Origin of the sequence: Streptomyces sp. NPDC093510 (assembly GCF_040683555.1) — a bacterium.
Classification (GTDB): Bacteria; Actinomycetota; Actinomycetes; order Streptomycetales; family Streptomycetaceae; genus Streptomyces.
Window position 1 is genome coordinate 255,162 of sequence record NZ_JBFBEE010000003.1, and the last position, 15,683, is coordinate 270,844.

At 70.8% G+C, this 15,683-nt stretch carries 17 protein-coding genes; 6 read left to right on the forward strand and 11 right to left on the reverse strand.

What is annotated here, in order from left to right:
• Positions 1-33: 33 nt before the first annotated feature.
• Entirely contained in the window at positions 34-942 is a 909-nt protein-coding gene (locus AB0N81_RS05885) for an SGNH/GDSL hydrolase family protein (RefSeq protein ID WP_365356021.1), read from the reverse strand.
• A gap of 341 nt (positions 943-1,283) precedes the next feature.
• Between AB0N81_RS05885 and AB0N81_RS05890 the strand changes: the two genes are divergently transcribed.
• Entirely contained in the window at positions 1,284-1,778 is a 495-nt protein-coding gene (locus AB0N81_RS05890; RefSeq protein WP_365356023.1) for a DUF3145 domain-containing protein, read from the forward strand.
• A 75-nt stretch (positions 1,779-1,853) separates the two neighbouring features.
• On the opposite strand, the gene fabF is transcribed toward AB0N81_RS05890, so the two are convergent.
• From fabF to AB0N81_RS05915, 5 genes are all read right to left on the reverse strand, one after another.
• Complete coding sequence (gene fabF, locus AB0N81_RS05895; RefSeq protein ID WP_365356024.1) at positions 1,854-3,116, reverse strand: beta-ketoacyl-ACP synthase II; 1,263 nt, start codon at positions 3,114-3,116, stop codon at positions 1,854-1,856.
• Positions 3,117-3,186: 70 nt separating this feature from the next.
• On the reverse strand, positions 3,187-3,435 hold the full coding sequence (locus tag AB0N81_RS05900; RefSeq protein ID WP_030777934.1) for an acyl carrier protein: 249 nt from the start codon (positions 3,433-3,435) through the stop codon (positions 3,187-3,189).
• Positions 3,436-3,507: 72 nt separating this feature from the next.
• Entirely contained in the window at positions 3,508-4,512 is a 1,005-nt protein-coding gene (locus AB0N81_RS05905; protein WP_365356026.1) for a ketoacyl-ACP synthase III, read from the reverse strand.
• A 28-nt stretch (positions 4,513-4,540) separates the two neighbouring features.
• The gene (locus tag AB0N81_RS05910) at positions 4,541-5,452 is read right to left on the reverse strand and encodes an ACP S-malonyltransferase (RefSeq protein WP_365356028.1); all 912 of its coding nucleotides are present in this window, start codon (positions 5,450-5,452) and stop codon (positions 4,541-4,543) included.
• Positions 5,453-5,552: 100 nt separating this feature from the next.
• On the reverse strand, positions 5,553-6,761 hold the full coding sequence (locus AB0N81_RS05915; RefSeq protein ID WP_365356030.1) for a helix-turn-helix domain-containing protein: 1,209 nt from the start codon (positions 6,759-6,761) through the stop codon (positions 5,553-5,555).
• Between the two features lie 58 nt (positions 6,762-6,819).
• On the opposite strand from AB0N81_RS05915, the gene AB0N81_RS05920 reads away from it, so the two are divergent.
• A complete protein-coding gene (locus AB0N81_RS05920; RefSeq protein ID WP_365356032.1) occupies positions 6,820-7,482 on the forward strand; it encodes a pirin family protein in 663 nt (220 codons plus the stop codon).
• A gap of 10 nt (positions 7,483-7,492) precedes the next feature.
• Here the strand turns inward: AB0N81_RS05920 and AB0N81_RS05925 are convergent, their stop codons facing one another.
• On the reverse strand, positions 7,493-8,314 hold the full coding sequence (locus AB0N81_RS05925; protein ID WP_365356033.1) for a serine hydrolase domain-containing protein: 822 nt from the start codon (positions 8,312-8,314) through the stop codon (positions 7,493-7,495).
• Between the two features lie 19 nt (positions 8,315-8,333).
• Positions 8,334-8,816, reverse strand: a complete 483-nt coding sequence (locus tag AB0N81_RS05930; RefSeq protein ID WP_365356035.1) for a GNAT family N-acetyltransferase — start codon at positions 8,814-8,816, stop codon at positions 8,334-8,336.
• A 94-nt stretch (positions 8,817-8,910) separates the two neighbouring features.
• Between AB0N81_RS05930 and AB0N81_RS05935 the strand changes: the two genes are divergently transcribed.
• Positions 8,911-9,324: a MerR family transcriptional regulator gene (locus AB0N81_RS05935; protein WP_365356037.1), complete on the forward strand. Its 414-nt coding sequence runs from the start codon at positions 8,911-8,913 to the stop codon at positions 9,322-9,324.
• Positions 9,325-9,329: 5 nt separating this feature from the next.
• Positions 9,330-10,346 carry an aldo/keto reductase gene (locus tag AB0N81_RS05940; RefSeq protein ID WP_365356039.1) on the forward strand — a complete coding sequence of 339 codons (1,017 nt, stop codon included), beginning with the start codon at positions 9,330-9,332 and terminating at the stop codon, positions 10,344-10,346.
• 15 nt (positions 10,347-10,361) lie between these two features.
• On the opposite strand, the gene AB0N81_RS05945 is transcribed toward AB0N81_RS05940, so the two are convergent.
• The 3 genes from AB0N81_RS05945 to AB0N81_RS05955 form a co-directional block, all read right to left on the reverse strand.
• Positions 10,362-11,219 (reverse strand): DUF4429 domain-containing protein, encoded by an 858-nt coding sequence (locus tag AB0N81_RS05945; RefSeq protein WP_365356041.1) that lies wholly within the window; start codon positions 11,217-11,219, stop codon positions 10,362-10,364.
• Between the two features lie 75 nt (positions 11,220-11,294).
• Positions 11,295-12,506, reverse strand: a complete 1,212-nt coding sequence (locus tag AB0N81_RS05950) for an alpha/beta hydrolase (RefSeq protein ID WP_365356043.1) — start codon at positions 12,504-12,506, stop codon at positions 11,295-11,297.
• A 146-nt stretch (positions 12,507-12,652) separates the two neighbouring features.
• Complete coding sequence (locus tag AB0N81_RS05955) at positions 12,653-13,318, reverse strand: TetR family transcriptional regulator (protein ID WP_365356045.1); 666 nt, start codon at positions 13,316-13,318, stop codon at positions 12,653-12,655.
• 116 nt (positions 13,319-13,434) lie between these two features.
• Here AB0N81_RS05955 and AB0N81_RS05960 point away from each other — a divergent pair, with 116 nt between their 5' ends.
• Positions 13,435-15,045 (forward strand): MFS transporter, encoded by a 1,611-nt coding sequence (locus tag AB0N81_RS05960; protein ID WP_365356047.1) that lies wholly within the window; start codon positions 13,435-13,437, stop codon positions 15,043-15,045.
• Between the two features lie 251 nt (positions 15,046-15,296).
• Positions 15,297-15,659, forward strand: coding sequence for a peptidase inhibitor family I36 protein (locus AB0N81_RS05965; RefSeq protein WP_365356050.1), 363 nt, complete (start codon positions 15,297-15,299; stop codon positions 15,657-15,659).
• The last annotated feature ends 24 nt before the right edge of the window (positions 15,660-15,683 follow it).

Below are 15,683 nucleotides of genomic sequence, written 5' to 3' on the forward strand. Positions count from 1 at the left end.
GACCCTACGCCGGGCCGGCGCGGGCCCGCCCCGCTACGCCACGGGCTTCCTCGACGTCACCTGCCGGTAGGCGATCTCGGCGAGCCGCGCCTGGCCGTTCTTGCTGGGGTGGAACCAGTCCCAATGGCTCAACTGGTCGCCGTCGAAGCGGTAGTCGAAGACCGCCCCGCCGTCGTACCGGCACCGCCGGTCCTTCTCGCACACCTCCTCGAGGACTTCGTTGTACGCGACCACACGGTCCCGCACCGCGTCGCGCCGCTGCGTCGCCCTCGCGTCCAGGTCGTCCGGATCGGCCAGCATGGAGGCGCAGATGCCCAGCTTCCACACCTGCTTGCCCAGCGGGTTGGTCCGCCCCTGCGACCAGAGCCGCTTCAGATCCGGCACCGACGCCACGTACACCTGCGCCTTCGGCAGCTCGTGGCGCAGCGTGCGCATCGCCTCCCGGAAGTCGGCGCGGAACTGCGCGACCGGCGTCATCGCGGCGGCCGACGAGCGGCAGGCGTCATTGGCGCCCGTCATCACCGTCACCAGCTCCGGACGCTCGGCGGCGGCCTCCTCGACCTGGCCGGTCAGATCCGCCATGCGGGCACCGGTCTTCGCGTGGTTCCAGCTGTGCGTGGCGGCACGCGACTTCCCGAGCAGCCGGGTCGCCAGACTGTTGATCTCGGTGTCGGTGCCGGTCGCCCAGGACGCCTCCGGGCAGTCGGAGAGCACCGAGCACGCGTCGAAGCCGCGTGTGATGGAGTCGCCCACGGCCGCCATCGAGCGGGGCGTGGTGTCCCAGGCGGGAGTGGGTTTCGGGGACGGCTTGTGGGCGGCGGACCCGCCCGGCGGCGAGGAGTTGCCGCCCTGCGCGTCGCACGCGGTGAGCGCCCCGCCGCAGAGAAGGGCCGTCGTCGCGAGGGCGACGACGGCACGCGAGCGGCGCCTGCGGTTCCGCATCCCCTGCTCCCCTCTGTCGTTCAACGTGACGTCGTGTCCGGGCCCGGGGTTGCGCCCCGCCGGGTGAAAGGTCGGAGTTTCCTGGCCTTTGGACCGACGGTACGTCACACTCCTTGCGCCGCCGCACGGTAGCCTCGGCCCGTAGCCGCCGGGCCACTGCTGTCACGGCAGCGACAGGCGGGTGGTCCACCCGGTGACGCCCCGCCGTTGTGGTTCCGCTAAATTACATCACGTCACATCTGTCCCCTTTTCCCAGGTTTATCTACTATTTGGGGAAAACTGCTCGGCACGGGCGCGAGGCCGCTGGGGAAGGCGAACCTCGACCCACACTGGAGGTCCCGGTGACGACACGTGGAGTTCTGTACGTGCACTCCGCTCCGCGCGCGCTGTGCCCACACGTCGAGTGGGCTGTCGCGGGCGTGCTCGGTGCGCGCGTGAGCCTCGACTGGATCAGGCAGCCCGCCGCGCCGGGCACCTGGAGATCCGAATTCTCCTGGCAGGGCTCGGCGGGCACCGCCTCCAAGCTCGCCTCGGCCCTGCGCGGCTGGGATCTGCTGCGCTTCGAGGTCACGGCGGAGCCCTGCGCCAGCGCCGAGGGCGAGCGCTACAGCGCCACGCCCCAGCTCGGCATCTACCACGCCGTGACCGGCATCCACGGCGACATCCTGATCCCCGAGGACCGGCTCCGCGCCGCGCTGGCCCGCTCGCAGCGCGGCGAGAGCAACCTGGAGGCGGAGCTCGCCAAGCTCCTCGGCAAGCCCTGGGACGACGAACTGGAGCCCTTCCGGTACGCGGGCGAGGGCGCCCCCGTGCGGTGGCTGCACCAGGTCGTGTGAAGCGCGCGACCGAACACGACCGAAAGGGCCCCCACCATCCGGTGAGGGCCCTTTCGGTTACTGCGTACAGCCGGCTCAGACGCTGCGGAACGCCAGGACGACGTTGTGGCCGCCGAAGCCGAACGAGTCGTTCAGCGCCGCGATCCGTCCCTCGGGCAGCGGACGGGCCTCGCCGCGGACGATGTCCGCGTCGACCTCGGGGTCGAGGTTGTCGATGTTGATCGTCGGCGGGGCGACACGGTGCTTGAGCGCGAGGACCGTGGCCACGGTCTCCACGCCGCCCGCGCCACCGAGCAGGTGACCCGTCATCGACTTGGTGCTGGAGATCGCCATGTGGTCGACGTCGTCACCGAACGCCTTGCGCAGCGCCTTGATCTCCGCGACGTCACCCTGCGGCGTCGAGGTCGCGTGCGCGTTCACGTGCATGATCTCGGCGGGCTTGAGGTCCGTCGTGTCGATCAGGTTCTGCAGCGCCGCGGCGATGCCGTTGCCGGACGGCTCGGGCTGCGTGATGTGGTGGGCGTCGGCCGAGATGCCCTGGCCGACGGCCTCCGCGTAGATCTTGGCGCCGCGGGCCTTGGCGTGCTCCTCCGACTCCAGGACGATCACACCCGCGCCCTCGCCGAGCACGAAACCGTTGCGGTCCGCGTCGTAGGGACGCGAGGCGCCCTGCGGGTCGTCGTTGTTCTTGGACATCGCCATCATGTTGCCGAACGCGACGATCGGCAGCGGGTGGATCGCCGCCTCCGTGCCGCCCGCGACGACGACGTCGGCGCGGCCGGTACGGATCATCTCGATCGCGTAGCCGATGGCCTCCGCGCCCGAGGCGCAGGCCGACACCGGGGTGTGGACGCCCGCGTGGGCGCCCAGCTCGATGCCGACGTTGGCCGCCGGGGAGTTGGGCATCAGCATCGGCACGGTGTGCGGGGAGACACGGCGTACGCCCTTCTCCTTCAGCACGTCGTACTGGTCGAGGAGCGTGGTCACACCGCCGATGCCGGACGCGATGACCGCGCCCAGACGGTGCGGGTCCACCGACGCGTCCTCGCCCGCCTTGCCGGTGTAGCCGGCGTCCGCCCAGGCCTCCTTGGCCGCGATCAGCGCGAACTGCGCCGACCGGTCCAGCTTGCGGGCCTGCGGGCGGGGGATGACCTCGCCCGGCTCCACGGCGATCTGACCGGCGATACGGACGGGCAGCTCGGCCGCCCAGTCCTGCTGCAGCGTGCTGACGCCGGAGCGGCCCGCGCGCAGGCCCTCCCACGTCGAAGCTGCGTCGCCACCCAGCGGTGTGGTTGCGCCGATACCGGTGACGACCACGGTGCGATTGGTCGAGTTCACAGGAAAATTCTCCACGGAGTTGAGGGGATCAACGGCGCCACCGCCGGGTGGCGACTGAGCACGAGCTCGGTCAGTTCTGGTGCTCGAGGATGTACTTGGTCGCGTCGCCGACCGTCTTGAGGTTCTTGACGTCGTCGTCGGGGATCTTGACGTCGAAGCGCTCTTCGGCGGCGACGACGACCTCGACCATGGACAGCGAGTCGACGTCCAGGTCGTCGGTGAAGGACTTGTCCAGCTGGACGTCCTCGACCGGGATGCCGGCGATCTCGTTCACGATCTCCGCGAGACCGGCGACGATCTCTTCCTGAGTGGCGGCCATGTTGGCGCTCCTTCTTATGTATCCAGAGGGTGTGGCGGCATCTGTACGGATCGGAAGATCCGGACGAGATGCCTAGGGGAGGGTAACGACCGTGGCGGCGTACACGAGACCCGCCCCGAAGCCGATGACGAGCGCGGTGTCGCCGCTCTTCGCCTCGCCGGTCGCCAGGAGCCGCTCCATTGCGAGCGGGATCGAGGCGGCCGAGGTGTTGCCGGTGGTGCGCACGTCACGGGCGACCGTGACGTGTTCCGGCAGTTTCAGAGTCTTCACCATCGAGTCGATGATCCGCTCGTTGGCCTGGTGCGGAATGAAGACATCCAGGTCGTCCGCGGTGATTCCGGCCGCGTCCAGCGCCTGCTGGGCGACCTTCGCCATCTCGAACACGGCCCAGCGGAAGACCGCCTGGCCCTCCTGCGTGATCGCAGGGTACTTGGCGGGGGTACCGCCGTTGCGGTACACGTCCCAGGGCTCGGTCTGCTTGATCGTCTCGGCCTTGTCGCCCTCCGAGCCCCAGACCGTCGGGCCGATCATCGGCTCCTTGGCGGGGCCCACGATCACGGCGCCCGCGCCGTCACCGAAGAGGAACGCCGTCGCACGGTCGTGCAGGTCGGTGAGGTCGCTCAGCCGCTCCACGCCGATGACCAGGACGTACTCGGCGGAGCCGTCGACGACCATGCCCTTGGCGAGCGTCAGGCCGTACCCGAAGCCGGCGCAGCCCGCGGAGATGTCGAACGCGGCGGGCTTGCCCGCGCCGATCTTGTCCGCGATCTCGGTCGCGATGGCCGGGGTCTGCTTGAAGTGCGAGACGGTGGAGACGATCACGGCCCCGACCTGCTCGGGCGTGATGCCGGCGTCGGCGATCGCCTTGCCCGCCGCCTCGACGGACATCGCGGCCACGGTCTCCTCGTCGGAGGCCCAGTGGCGGGTCGCGATGCCGGAGCGGGAGCGGATCCATTCGTCGGACGAGTCGATCGTCTCGAGGATGACCTCGTTGGGGACGACGCGGGTGGGACGGTAGCCGCCGACGCCCATGATCCGCGCGTACGGATGGCCCTTGCCGGCCTTGATCTTCGACATGCGCTACGGCTCCTTGTCTGTCGTCGGCTCAGGAATGATCGGCGACGAGCGCGCGGGCCGCGTCGAGGTCATCGGGGGTCTTCACGGCGAGCGTCTTGACGCCGGGCAGGGCGCGCTTGGCCAGACCGGTCAGGGTGCCGCCGGGGCACACCTCGATCAGCGCCGTCACGCCGAGCTCCTTGAAGGTCTCCATGCACAGGTCCCAGCGGACCGGGTTGGCGACCTGCCCGACCAGGCGCGAGATCACCTCGGCGCCGGTGGCGACCGTCCTGCCGTCGCGGTTCGAGACGTAGGGCAGCGCCGGGTCGCCGGGGGTGAGGCCGGCCGCGGCCTCCTCCAGCTTCGCCACGGCGGGCGCCATGTGCTCGGTGTGGAACGCGCCGGCGACCTTGAGGGCGACGACCTTGCGGACGCCCTCGGGCTTGTCGGCCTGCAGGGCCTCCAGCTGCTCGAGGGTGCCTGCGGCAACGATCTGACCCGCGCCGTTCACGTTCGCCGGGGTCAGGCCGAGCTTCTCCAGGTGCGGGACGGTGACGTCGGGGTCACCGCCGAGGAGCGCCGCCATGCCGGTCTCCGTGACCGCGGCGGCCTCGGCCATCGCCAGGCCGCGGGTGCGGACGAAGCCGAGGGCGGCGTCGTCGTCGAGCACCCCGGCGTACGCGGCGGCGGTGATCTCGCCGACGCTGTGTCCGGCGACGGCGCCCGGCGTGATGTCACCGAGTGCCGCGGCGGAGAGCAGTCCGGCGGCCACGAGCAGCGGCTGCGCCACGGCCGTGTCGCGGATCGCGTCCGCGTCGGCCTGGGTGCCGTAGTGGGCGAGGTCGAGCCCGATGGCGTCGGACCAGGCGGCGATGCGGTCAGCGGCACCGGGGAGGTCGAGCCAGGGGGTCAGGAAGCCGGGCGTCTGAGCGCCTTGGCCGGGAGCGACGAGTACGAGCACTCTTACACTCTCTCTTGTGAACGGTGGGGGCCGCCCGTGGGGACAGGGACGAAGAACGGCTGGGGGATTTGTAGGGGGCCGACAAACCCGCCGCCAAACCCTATGCCTGATGATCCCCGTCGGCCAGCCGCCCCAGGATCAGCGCGATCCGCAGCGTGAACGCGGAGCGCACATCGGAAGGTGACCACCCGGTGACGTCAGTCACACGTCGGAGCCGGTAGCGCACTGTGTTGGGGTGAACAAAGAGCATCCGGGCCGCCCCTTCGAGGCTGCTCGCCTGCTCCAGATAGACGCTGAGCGTCTCCAGGAGTGCGGAGCCCGCTTCCTCCAACGGTCTGTAGATCTCCTCCACCAGCTGCTCGCGGGCGGCGGGATCCCCCGCCATCGCGCGCTCCGGCAGCAGATCGTCCGCGAGGACGGGACGCGGGGCGTCCTGCCAGGCGGCGGACGCCTTGAGTCCGGCGGCCGCGGCCTGCGCGGAGCGGGTCGCCGCGAGCAGGTCGGGGACGATCGGTCCGGCCACCACGGGACCGGCGGCGTACGGCCCGATCAAGGACTTCGCGACATGCAGCGGGTTGTCGTTGCCGCCCGCGATGACGACCAGCCGATCCCCGAGGACACCCGTAAGGACCTGCAGTTTCGCGTGCCGGGCGGCGCGGCGGATGGCCTCGACGGTGAGCTCGCTGTCGCCGTCGGGGGCGGTCCCGAGGACCACGCAGACGTGGTCGGGGGAGTTCCAGCCGAGAGCGGCGGCGCGGGAGACTGCCCCCTCGTCGGCCTCCCCGGACAGCACCGCGTTCACGACCAGCGACTCCAGGCGGGCGTCCCAGGCACCGCGTGCCTCGGCGGCCTGCGCGTACACCTGCGCGGTGGCGAAGGCGATCTCACGGGCGTAGACGAGGAGGGCCTCCCGCAGCACCGACTCGTCGCCGGGCGCGGCGACCTCGTCGATCGCGGACTCCATCACCTCGATCGTCGTACGCACCATCTCCACGGTCTGGCGCAGGGTGATCGCCCTGGTCAGCTCGCGGGGGGCGGTGCCGAAGACGTCGGTGGAGATGGCCTGGGGGGCGTCCGGATGCCGGAACCACTCGGTGAACGCGGCGATACCGGCCTGCGCGACCAGGCCGATCCAGGAGCGGTTCTCCGGCGGCATCGCCCGGTACCAGGACAGCGTCTCGTCCATGCGCGCGATGGCCTGCGCCGCGAGGCTCCCGGACGACTTCTCCAGCCGCTTCAGGGTCGCGGCATGGGCGTGGGCGGACCGGCGGGCGTCGTGGTGGGGTTCGTTCGCTGAGGGTTCGGGCACGGGACAAGACTGCCTTATCGGGGCGGGGACATGCGGTGCCGGGGCTACGGTGGGGTGCGTGATTGACGTACGGCGCTCCGGCGACCGGTACCGCGGCGGGGAGACCGCGGCCGGCATCGAGTCCTTCCACGCCTTCTCCTTCGGGCCTCACTACGACCCCGACAACCTCCGCTTCGGCGCGGTCCTGGCCTGCAACGAAGAGCGCCTGGCGCCCGGTGCGGGCTTCGACGAACACCCGCACAGCCACACCGAGATCGTGACCTGGGTCGTCGAGGGCGAGCTCAGCCACCGGGACTCGACGGGCCACGCGTCACTGGTCCGCCCCGGCGACGTGCAGCACCTGTCCGCCGCGGGCGGTGTCCGCCATGTGGAACGCAACGACGGCCCGGACCCCTTGGTCTTCGTCCAGATGTGGCTGGCCCCCCTCGCCCCGGGCGGTGACCCGTCCTACGAGGTGGTCCACGGGATCGCCGACTCGACGCCGTACGAGGTGCCCGGCGCGGGGGCGCTGCTCCACGTGCGGCGCCTGACGGTGGGGGAGCGGCTCGCGGTCCCGGACGCGCCGTACGTGTACATCCACGTGGTGCACGGCGAACTGGCGCTGGCCGACGCCCGGCTGGGGCCGGGCGACTCCGCGCGGATCACCGGGGAGGCGGGCCTGGAAGGGGTGGCTCCGGGCAGGGCGGAACTACTGCTCTGGGAGATGATGGGCGCCCCTTAGGGGCGGCCGGTCACCCGCGGAGCTCGGAGAGCACCGCGTCGGTGAACGGGGGCCACGCCTCGACGGCCCACGGTCCGAAGGGCCGGTCGGTGAGCGCGACGCAGGCCGCCCCCGCGTCCGGGTCGACCCACAGGAACGTCCCCGCCTGACCGAAGTGCCCGAACGTCCGCGGCGACGACGTGCTCCCCGTCCAGTGCGGCGTCTTGGAGTCCCGGATCTCGAACCCGAGCCCCCAGTCGTTCGGACTCTGATGCCCGTACCCCGGCAGAACGCCCTTGAGCCCCGGGTACGTCACCGTCATCGCCGCCGCCACCGTCCGCGCGTCGAGCAGGCGGGGAGCCTGCACCTCCGCCGCGAACCGCACCAGATCGTCGACGGTGGACGCCCCGTCCTTGGCGGGCGACAGCTCGCCCTCCAGCGTGGTGGACGCCATCCCCAGCGGCTCGAGCACCGCCTGCCGCAGATACTCCGCGAAGGAGATGTCCGTCGCCTTGGCGATGTGATCGCCCAGCACCTCGAACCCCGCGTTCGAGTACAGCCGCCGCGTGCCCGGCGCCGACATCACCCGGTGCTCGTCGAACGCCAGTCCGCTGGTGTGCGCCAGCAGATGCCGCACCGTCGACCCCTCGGGCCCCGCGGGCTCGTCGAGCTCGATCGCCCCCTCCTCGTACGCGACGAGTGCCGCGTACGCCGCGAGGGGTTTCGTGACCGAGGCGAGGGCGAAACGCCGGTCCGTGGGGCCGTGCGTCCCGACGACAGTGCCGTCCGCACGGACGACGGCCGCGGCAGCGGTGGGGACCGGCCAGTTCTCGATCAACGCCAGGCTCTGCATGCCCCCGAGCCTAAGGGCCCTACAGGTTCAGCCGCATCGAGGGGTCGGGCTTGCGCACGAAGCCGAGCGAGACGTACAGCGGCTCGGCCTCCGGCGACGCGTTGAGGTCCACGCTGCCCGCCCCGCGCTCCCGGAACCAGTCGAGGAGCGCCTCCATGACCGCCCGCGCGTATCCCTTGCGCCGCTGGTCCGGGTCGGTGGCGACGCTGAACACGGAGCCGGTCCTGCCGTGCGGATTGCCCGCGCGCCCGATCCGGTAGTCGAGCGTCCCGACGGCCAGCGCCGCGAGCCCGCCAGGCCGCTCCGGATGATCGACGACGAACGCCGCGAAGTCACCGTCGGACTCCGCCAGCCGGCGCCGCACGGTCGGCAGGGACTCGGCGTGCCAACTGGTGTCGGACTCGCCCCCGGGGACCACGGCGAAAACGGAATCGATCATCACCTGCCTCAGTCTGATCAGTTCCTCGGCGTCTTCCGGCGTGGCACGGCGTACGAGACTCATGCCGGGACCGTAGTGACCATGAGCCGAGACGTCTCCCGAATTTTCTCGGGACACACTTGCTTGGAGTGCACTCCAGGGTTCTAGCGTGAAGGACATGACGGTGATCGAGACCAGCACCCAAGCGAGCGGCCAGGACCGGTACACGATCAGCGAGGTCGCCGACCGCACCGGTCTCTCCGCCTACACCCTGCGGTGGTACGAGCGGATCGGCCTGATGCCGCACATCGACCGCTCCCACACGGGTCAGCGCCGCTACAGCAGCCGTGACCTCGACTGGCTCGCCTTCGTCGGCAAGCTGCGCCTGACCGGGATGCCCGTGGCGGACATGGTCCGGTACGCGGAGCTGGTGCGCGAGGGCGAACACACCTTCCCCGAGCGCCAGGAACTCCTGGAGCGGACCCGGCGCGACGTCCGCGGCCGCATCGCGGAGCTGCAGGACACCCTCGCCGTCCTCGACTACAAGATCGACACATACGCGGGCGCCCGGAGGGCGTCGGAAAGGCCCTGACACTGATGACGGACATGAACATCGCGAGGGTGCGGCTCGGCACCGGCGGACCCGAGGTCGGCGTCCAGGGCCTCGGCTGCATGGGCATGAGCTTCGCCTACGGCCCCACGGACACCGGCGAGGCCAGGGCCACCCTGGACCGCGCCCTGGAACTGGGCGTCACCCTCTACGACACCGCCGACGTCTACGGCATGGGCGAGAACGAGAAGTTCCTGGCCCCCTTCGTCAAGGCACACCGCGACGAGATCGTCCTCGCCACCAAGTTCGCCCTGGCCATCGACCCGGCCGAGCCGACGAAGCGGCGCATCGACAACTCTCCCGCGTACATCCGCTCCAGCGTCGACGCCAGCCTGCGCCGCCTGGGCACGGACGTCATCGACCTCTACTACATGCACCGGCGCGACCCGGCCGTGCCCATCGAGGAGACGGCCGGCGTGCTGGCCGAGCTCGTCGCGGCGGGCAAGGTGAAGCACATCGGCCTGAGCGAGGTCACCGGAGCCGAACTGCGCGCCGCGCACGCCGTCCACCCCGTCGCCGCCGTCCAGTCGGAGTGGTCGCTCTTCAGCCGCGACATCGAGCGCGGTGTGGTCCCCGCGGCCGCCGAGCTCGGCGTGGCCCTCGTGCCGTACTCCCCGCTCGGCCGCGGCTTCCTCACCGGCTCGTTCGTCAGCGCGGACAAGGAGCTCGGCGAGGACGACTTCCGCCGCCAGCAGCCCCGCTTCACCGGCGCCAACGCCACCGCCAACGCCGCCCTGCTGGCCCCCGTCCGCGCCGTCGCCGACGCCCACGGGGCGAGCCTCGGACAGATCGCCCTGGCCTGGGTGCAGCAGCAGGCCGCGGTCCACGGCCTGCCCGTCGTCCCCATCCCCGGCACCCGCAGGCCCTCCCGCGTCGAGGAGAACACCGCGGCCACCCGCATCACCCTCACCGACGACGACCTCGCCCGGCTGGCCCCGATCGCCGCGGGCGTCGCGGGCAACCGCTACGCCGACATGACGTTCACCTCGGCGGGCCGCGAGTGAGCGGAGCCCGCCGGGTCACAGCTCGGCCAGTAGCTCGGCCTTCTTCGTCGTGAACTCGTCGTCCGTGACCAGGCCCGCCTGGTGCAGCTCGCCGAGGTGCCGGATGCGGTCCGCGATGTCCGCCGGATCGCGCCGCACGGCCCGCGCCTCGGACACCGGGGCCGGGCCCGACGCCCGCACCGCGGCGAGCACCGACGCGGCGAACGGCAGCGACTCGTGGACCGGTCCGTAGCCGAGGCCGAAGACGACGGCCGCCGGGTCCTGGTCGGCCTGCGCGGGCTGTGCCACCGGGCTCTCGCGGCGCAGCAGCCGCAGATGACCCTCGAACACCTCCGGGGAGCGCCACTCGATGCCGCTCAGGTCCGTGACGAGGAAGCTCTGGTCACCGGCCTTCCACTTCGCCGACGACGCACCCGTCCAGAACCAGCGGAAGGACACCGTCTTGCCGTCGAAGGACGCCTTCCCGTCGTACGCCTTGAACTGCAGCGGCGCCTCGGGCGCCGCCACCACGTAGCGGTCCGCGGGCTCGCCGTCGTCCGGCGGGAGCTGTGCCCGCAGCTCGTCCGCGTAGTACTCGGCGAGGGTCTCCCGCTCCGCGGGCAGCACCAGACGGTACGGGTCGCTGCCGTCCTTGAGCTGGCCCGCCGCGGCGTCCATCAGAGGATCGGCGCCGCGTCTCGGCACGGCATGCAGGACCACGGTCCCGCGTTTGCCGGGGGAGAGTGCCACCGCTGCGATCGCCTCATGGGGGATGCGCCGTTCACCGAGAGCCTGGAAGAGCTTCGGTGTGCGGATTCCCCGTTCGTAGCGGATGAGCACGGAGTCGGACTCGAACTCCCAGGCGGCATGAAATCCGGCCAGAACATCACCCATGCGGCTCATCGTAGGCGGCACGCGCGCCTCCGTCCCTCCCGCGGCGGGCCGCTGTTTCATCGATTTCTACGCGCGTCAGGCCGCCGCCGTGCCGGAAACACCCTTCCGGCAGGCGTCGTCCTGACCCGCGCACCGCACCGAGTGGTACGTACCGGTCCCGATCTCCGCGAAGTTGCGCAGGCTCTCGGTGCCCGGCTCGAAATAGCCGGTGTGCCCCCGTGCGCCGGCGGCCGACAGCACGCGCGCGCCGAAGCCCGCGGCCACCGGGTCGGCGCCGTGGCCGAGCCCGCCGAATTCCATGTTCGGCACATCCTGGATCCAGTCGTCGCTGTCCCTGGCGGCCCAGACCCGGGCCTCCGTACCCAGCTGTGAAGCCGTGTCGGCGCGCATGCCGGGGCTGCCAGCCACCGCGATGTCGGTGACCCGCGCGGGCAGCTTCCGGGCGGCCACGCCGCACACCACGGAGCCGTAGCTGTGGCAGTACAGGGCGACCGGCGTACGGCCGGGCAGGCCGCGCACCATGGAGTCGAGCCGGGTGGCGCCGTCCTCGGCGCGCATGGCCGTCGCCGCGTCCACGCCGATCCCGACGGGCGCGGTGTAGTCGGCCCAGGCGATCACGGCGGTACGCGCGCGGGGGTCGACCGAGCGCTCCTCGCGGTAGAGCGCCTTCGCCATGCCCACCGGCGCCGAGTACTTGCGGAACGTCCGTTCGAAGGTCAGTACGTTGGTGTCGACGCCGGGCACCACGACCGAGACACGGCGGGCCTTGTCCAGGTCTCCGAAGACCTCCGCCATGCGTCCCGAGCCCATGGGATCGAAGGCGAAGACCTGGCGCCCCGGGCGCATCATGACCCCGAACCGCTTCATCCGGCGCTCGGCCTCCTGCTGCCCCAGGGGGGAGAGGCGGTTGTCGCGCATGCGTTGACGCTCGACCTTGCGGGCCTGCCCCAGCGCGATGTGGTTGGCGCGATAGCGGAGCTCGGCGGGCGCGCCGTTCATGTTGCCGACCGCGAGCGGGTAGCGGGCGGCGAGCCGGTTGCGCTGCGGCACCTCGAGCGAGGCGAAGAAGTGGGCGATCCGGCCGGGGGTGCCGTCCGGGTCGGGCAGCGCGCGTCCGTCGATGCTGCCCTTCTCCCAGGCGGTGAGTGCGGCCTTGAGAGGCGAAGCGTCATCTCGGTTGTGACGCACGGCGGTCCAGCCGGTGGTCGCGAGCATGACGAACACGACGGCGAGCGCAAGGAGAGCACGCCAGGCGTTCAGTTGGGGGGAGGAGTCGAAGGAAGTCACTACGGAACACCCTAGGAGAACCGTGATGTTTACCGTGCATCGCGTGAGGCAGATCACGTTTCTGAGCGGGTAATTGAGGCAAAGCGGGCACATCGCGCGACTCAGGGTGTATGGGCGGCTGCTCAGTGCCGTCAGGGGGCGTGCCGTCAGGGGGTGCGCCACTCCTCGGCCAGGGCGGGGCCCAGGTGGTCGAGGTAGGTCGCCGTGAGATCGCGGATCGACTCCGGGCTGGTGTCCTCGCCGGCGCCCCACAGGCGGCCCGTGGCCCGCATGACGCCACTGAAGGCGGCCACCGCCACGCGGGGGCGCGGGTCGCTGTCCAGGTCGAGCCCCTCGCGCTCGGCGATCAGGCGGGCGATCTCGTCTTCCATCTCGACGGAGCGTCGCAGGTGGACGGCGAGCAGGGCGGGCGTCGACTCGATCATCTGGTAGGTGCGCATGTGGAGTTCGACCGGGACGACCTCCTCGATGGTCTGACCCATCGCCTCCCAGGTGCCGAGGACGGTGCTGCGCAGCGCCACCAATGGGGCCTCGTGGGCGGGCCGGTCGCGCAGGGCGCGCACGAAGCGCTCCTCCACCATCTCCTGGACCGCGAAGACGGCTTCCTGCTTGTTGGCGAAGTACCGGAAGAACGTGCGCTGGGAGACGTCGACGGCCTCGGCGATCTCGTCGACGGTCGTCTCCTCGTACCCCTTGGTGGTGAAGAGTTCGAGCGCCACCCGCAGGAGAGCGTCCCGGGTGCGCTGTTTCTTGCGTTCACGCAGGCCCGGCCGGGTCTCCGGGAGGTCGGTCGCTCGCTGCGTGGTCTTCACGCCATGGTCCTCTTTCCTGCCGTTTGCCCAGTTCACCATACCTGTGAGTCATGTGACAGCTACCGACTAGTGAAATGGTTTGTCAACTGTCAGTCGCTGTCACTAACCTCGAATGCATGACTAGTCAGACCACCGTCGACAAGGCGGACAAGGCACCGGAGCCCGTGCCCGTTCCGGCCGCGGCCAAGGGGCTCCGCGGCCACCCCTGGCTGACGCTCTTCGCCGTCGCGATCGGCGTGATGATGGTCGCCCTGGACGGCACCATCGTGGCGATCGCCAACCCGGCCATCCAGAAGGACCTCGGCGCCACCTTCGCCGAGGTCCAATGGATCACCAACGGTTACTTCCTCGCCCTCGCCGTCGCGCTGATCACCGCCGGCAAGCTGGGCGACCGCTTCGGCCACCGCCAGACCTTCCTCATAGGCGTGGTCGGCTTCGCCGCCGCGTCCGGGGCCATCGGCCTCTCCGACACCATCCCGCTGGTGGTCGCCTTCCGCGTGCTCCAGGGACTCTTCGGCGCCCTGCTGATGCCTGCCGCGCTCGGATTGCTCCGGGCCACGTTCCCGGCCGAGAAGCTCAACATGGCCATCGGTATCTGGGGCATGGTGATCGGCGCGTCCACGGCCGGCGGCCCGATCCTCGGCGGTCTTCTCGTCCAGCACGTCAGCTGGCAGTCCGTCTTCTTCATCAACGTGCCGGTCGGCGTCATCGCCGTAGTGCTCGGCGTGGTCATCCTCAAGGACCACCGGGCCGAGAACGCGCCGAAGTCCTTCGACGTCGTCGGCATCGCGCTGCTCTCGGCGGCCATGTTCTGCCTGGTCTGGGCGCTCATCAAGGCTCCGGAGTGGGGCTGGGGCGACGGCCTGACGTGGACGTTCATCGGCGCCTCCGTACTGAGCTTCGCGCTGTTCGCGGTCTGGGAGTCGAAGGTCAAGGAACCCCTCGTCCCGCTGGGCCTGTTCCGCTCGGTGCCGCTCTCCGCGGGTGTGGTGCTGATGGTGCTCATGGCCATCGCCTTCATGGGCGGCCTCTTCTTCGTCACCTTCTACTTGCAGAACGTGCACGGGATGAGCCCTGTGGACAGCGGTCTGCACCTGCTGCCGCTCACCGGCATGATGATCGTGGCCTCGCCGCTGGCGGGCGCGATGATCACCAAGGTCGGCCCGCGCGTCCCGCTGGCGGGCGGCATGCTCTGCACGGCCATCGCCATGTACGGCATGTCCACGCTGGAGGCAGGCACGGGCAGCGGACTCATGTCGATCTGGTTCGCGCTCCTCGGCCTCGGCCTCGCTCCGGTGATGGTCGGCGCGACGGAGGTCATCGTCGGCAACGCGCCGATGGAGCTCTCCGGCGTCGCCGGCGGCCTCCAGCAGGCCGCGATGCAGATCGGCGGCAGCCTCGGCACGGCCGTCCTCGGTGCCGTCATGGCGTCGAAGGTCGACAGCGACCTGCCCGACAACTGGGCCGAGGCGAAGCTGCCGCCGCTCAGCGAGACCGAGCTCGACAAGGCCGCGGAGGCCGTCCAGGTCGGCGTGGCGCCGGTGCCGCCGAAGGCCCCGCCGTCGATCGCCGACCAGATCACCTCGGTCGCGCACGACACCTTCATGTCGGGCATGGGCCTGGCCTGTCTGGTCGCCACGGGGGTCGCCGTGGTCGCGGTCTTCGTCGCGTTCCTGACCAAGCGCGGCGTCAACGCCGAGGCGGGCGCGGGCGTGGGCCACATCTGAGGCCGGAGCCGGTACCCGCGCGTCGGTACGGGCCCACGTAGTCGGTACGGGCCCACATAGTCGATACGGGCCCACATAGTCGATACGGGCCCACATAAGGGAAAGCCCCTCAGGGAGAACCTGGGGGGCTTTCGTGTATCAGGGTGAGGCACCTCCGTACCCCTTCCGGCGGCCTGACCGGCGGGTCCACAGTGCAGTCAGAAGATCCGCACGGCCACATCACACGGGGGCTGAATCAGATGCGTACGACCATGTCCACGACCGTCACGGCAGCCGCACTCGCCGCGGTCATCCTCACACCCACGCACGCCGGGGCCACCGCCCCGCCGACGCTCCGCGCCTGCGGCCCCGGCGAGCTCTGCCTGTGGGAGAAGGCGGAGTTCAAGGGCGCCCGTCATGTGTACGAGCTGGCGGACATCGACATCGAGAGCTGCACCGCGCTGCCGGAGGGGGGCAGCGCGCAGGCTCTCGCCAACCGCACCGGCCGGCCCGTGACCGTGTACCAATCGGCGGAGTGCGCCGAGACCGGTGAGTTCAACACCTATCCGGGGAGCGGCACCTGGGCTCCCCAATCCCCTTATCGGGTACGGGCTTTCAAGGTCTGGGAGAGCTGAACGGGGGTACCCGTCGGGACAAGC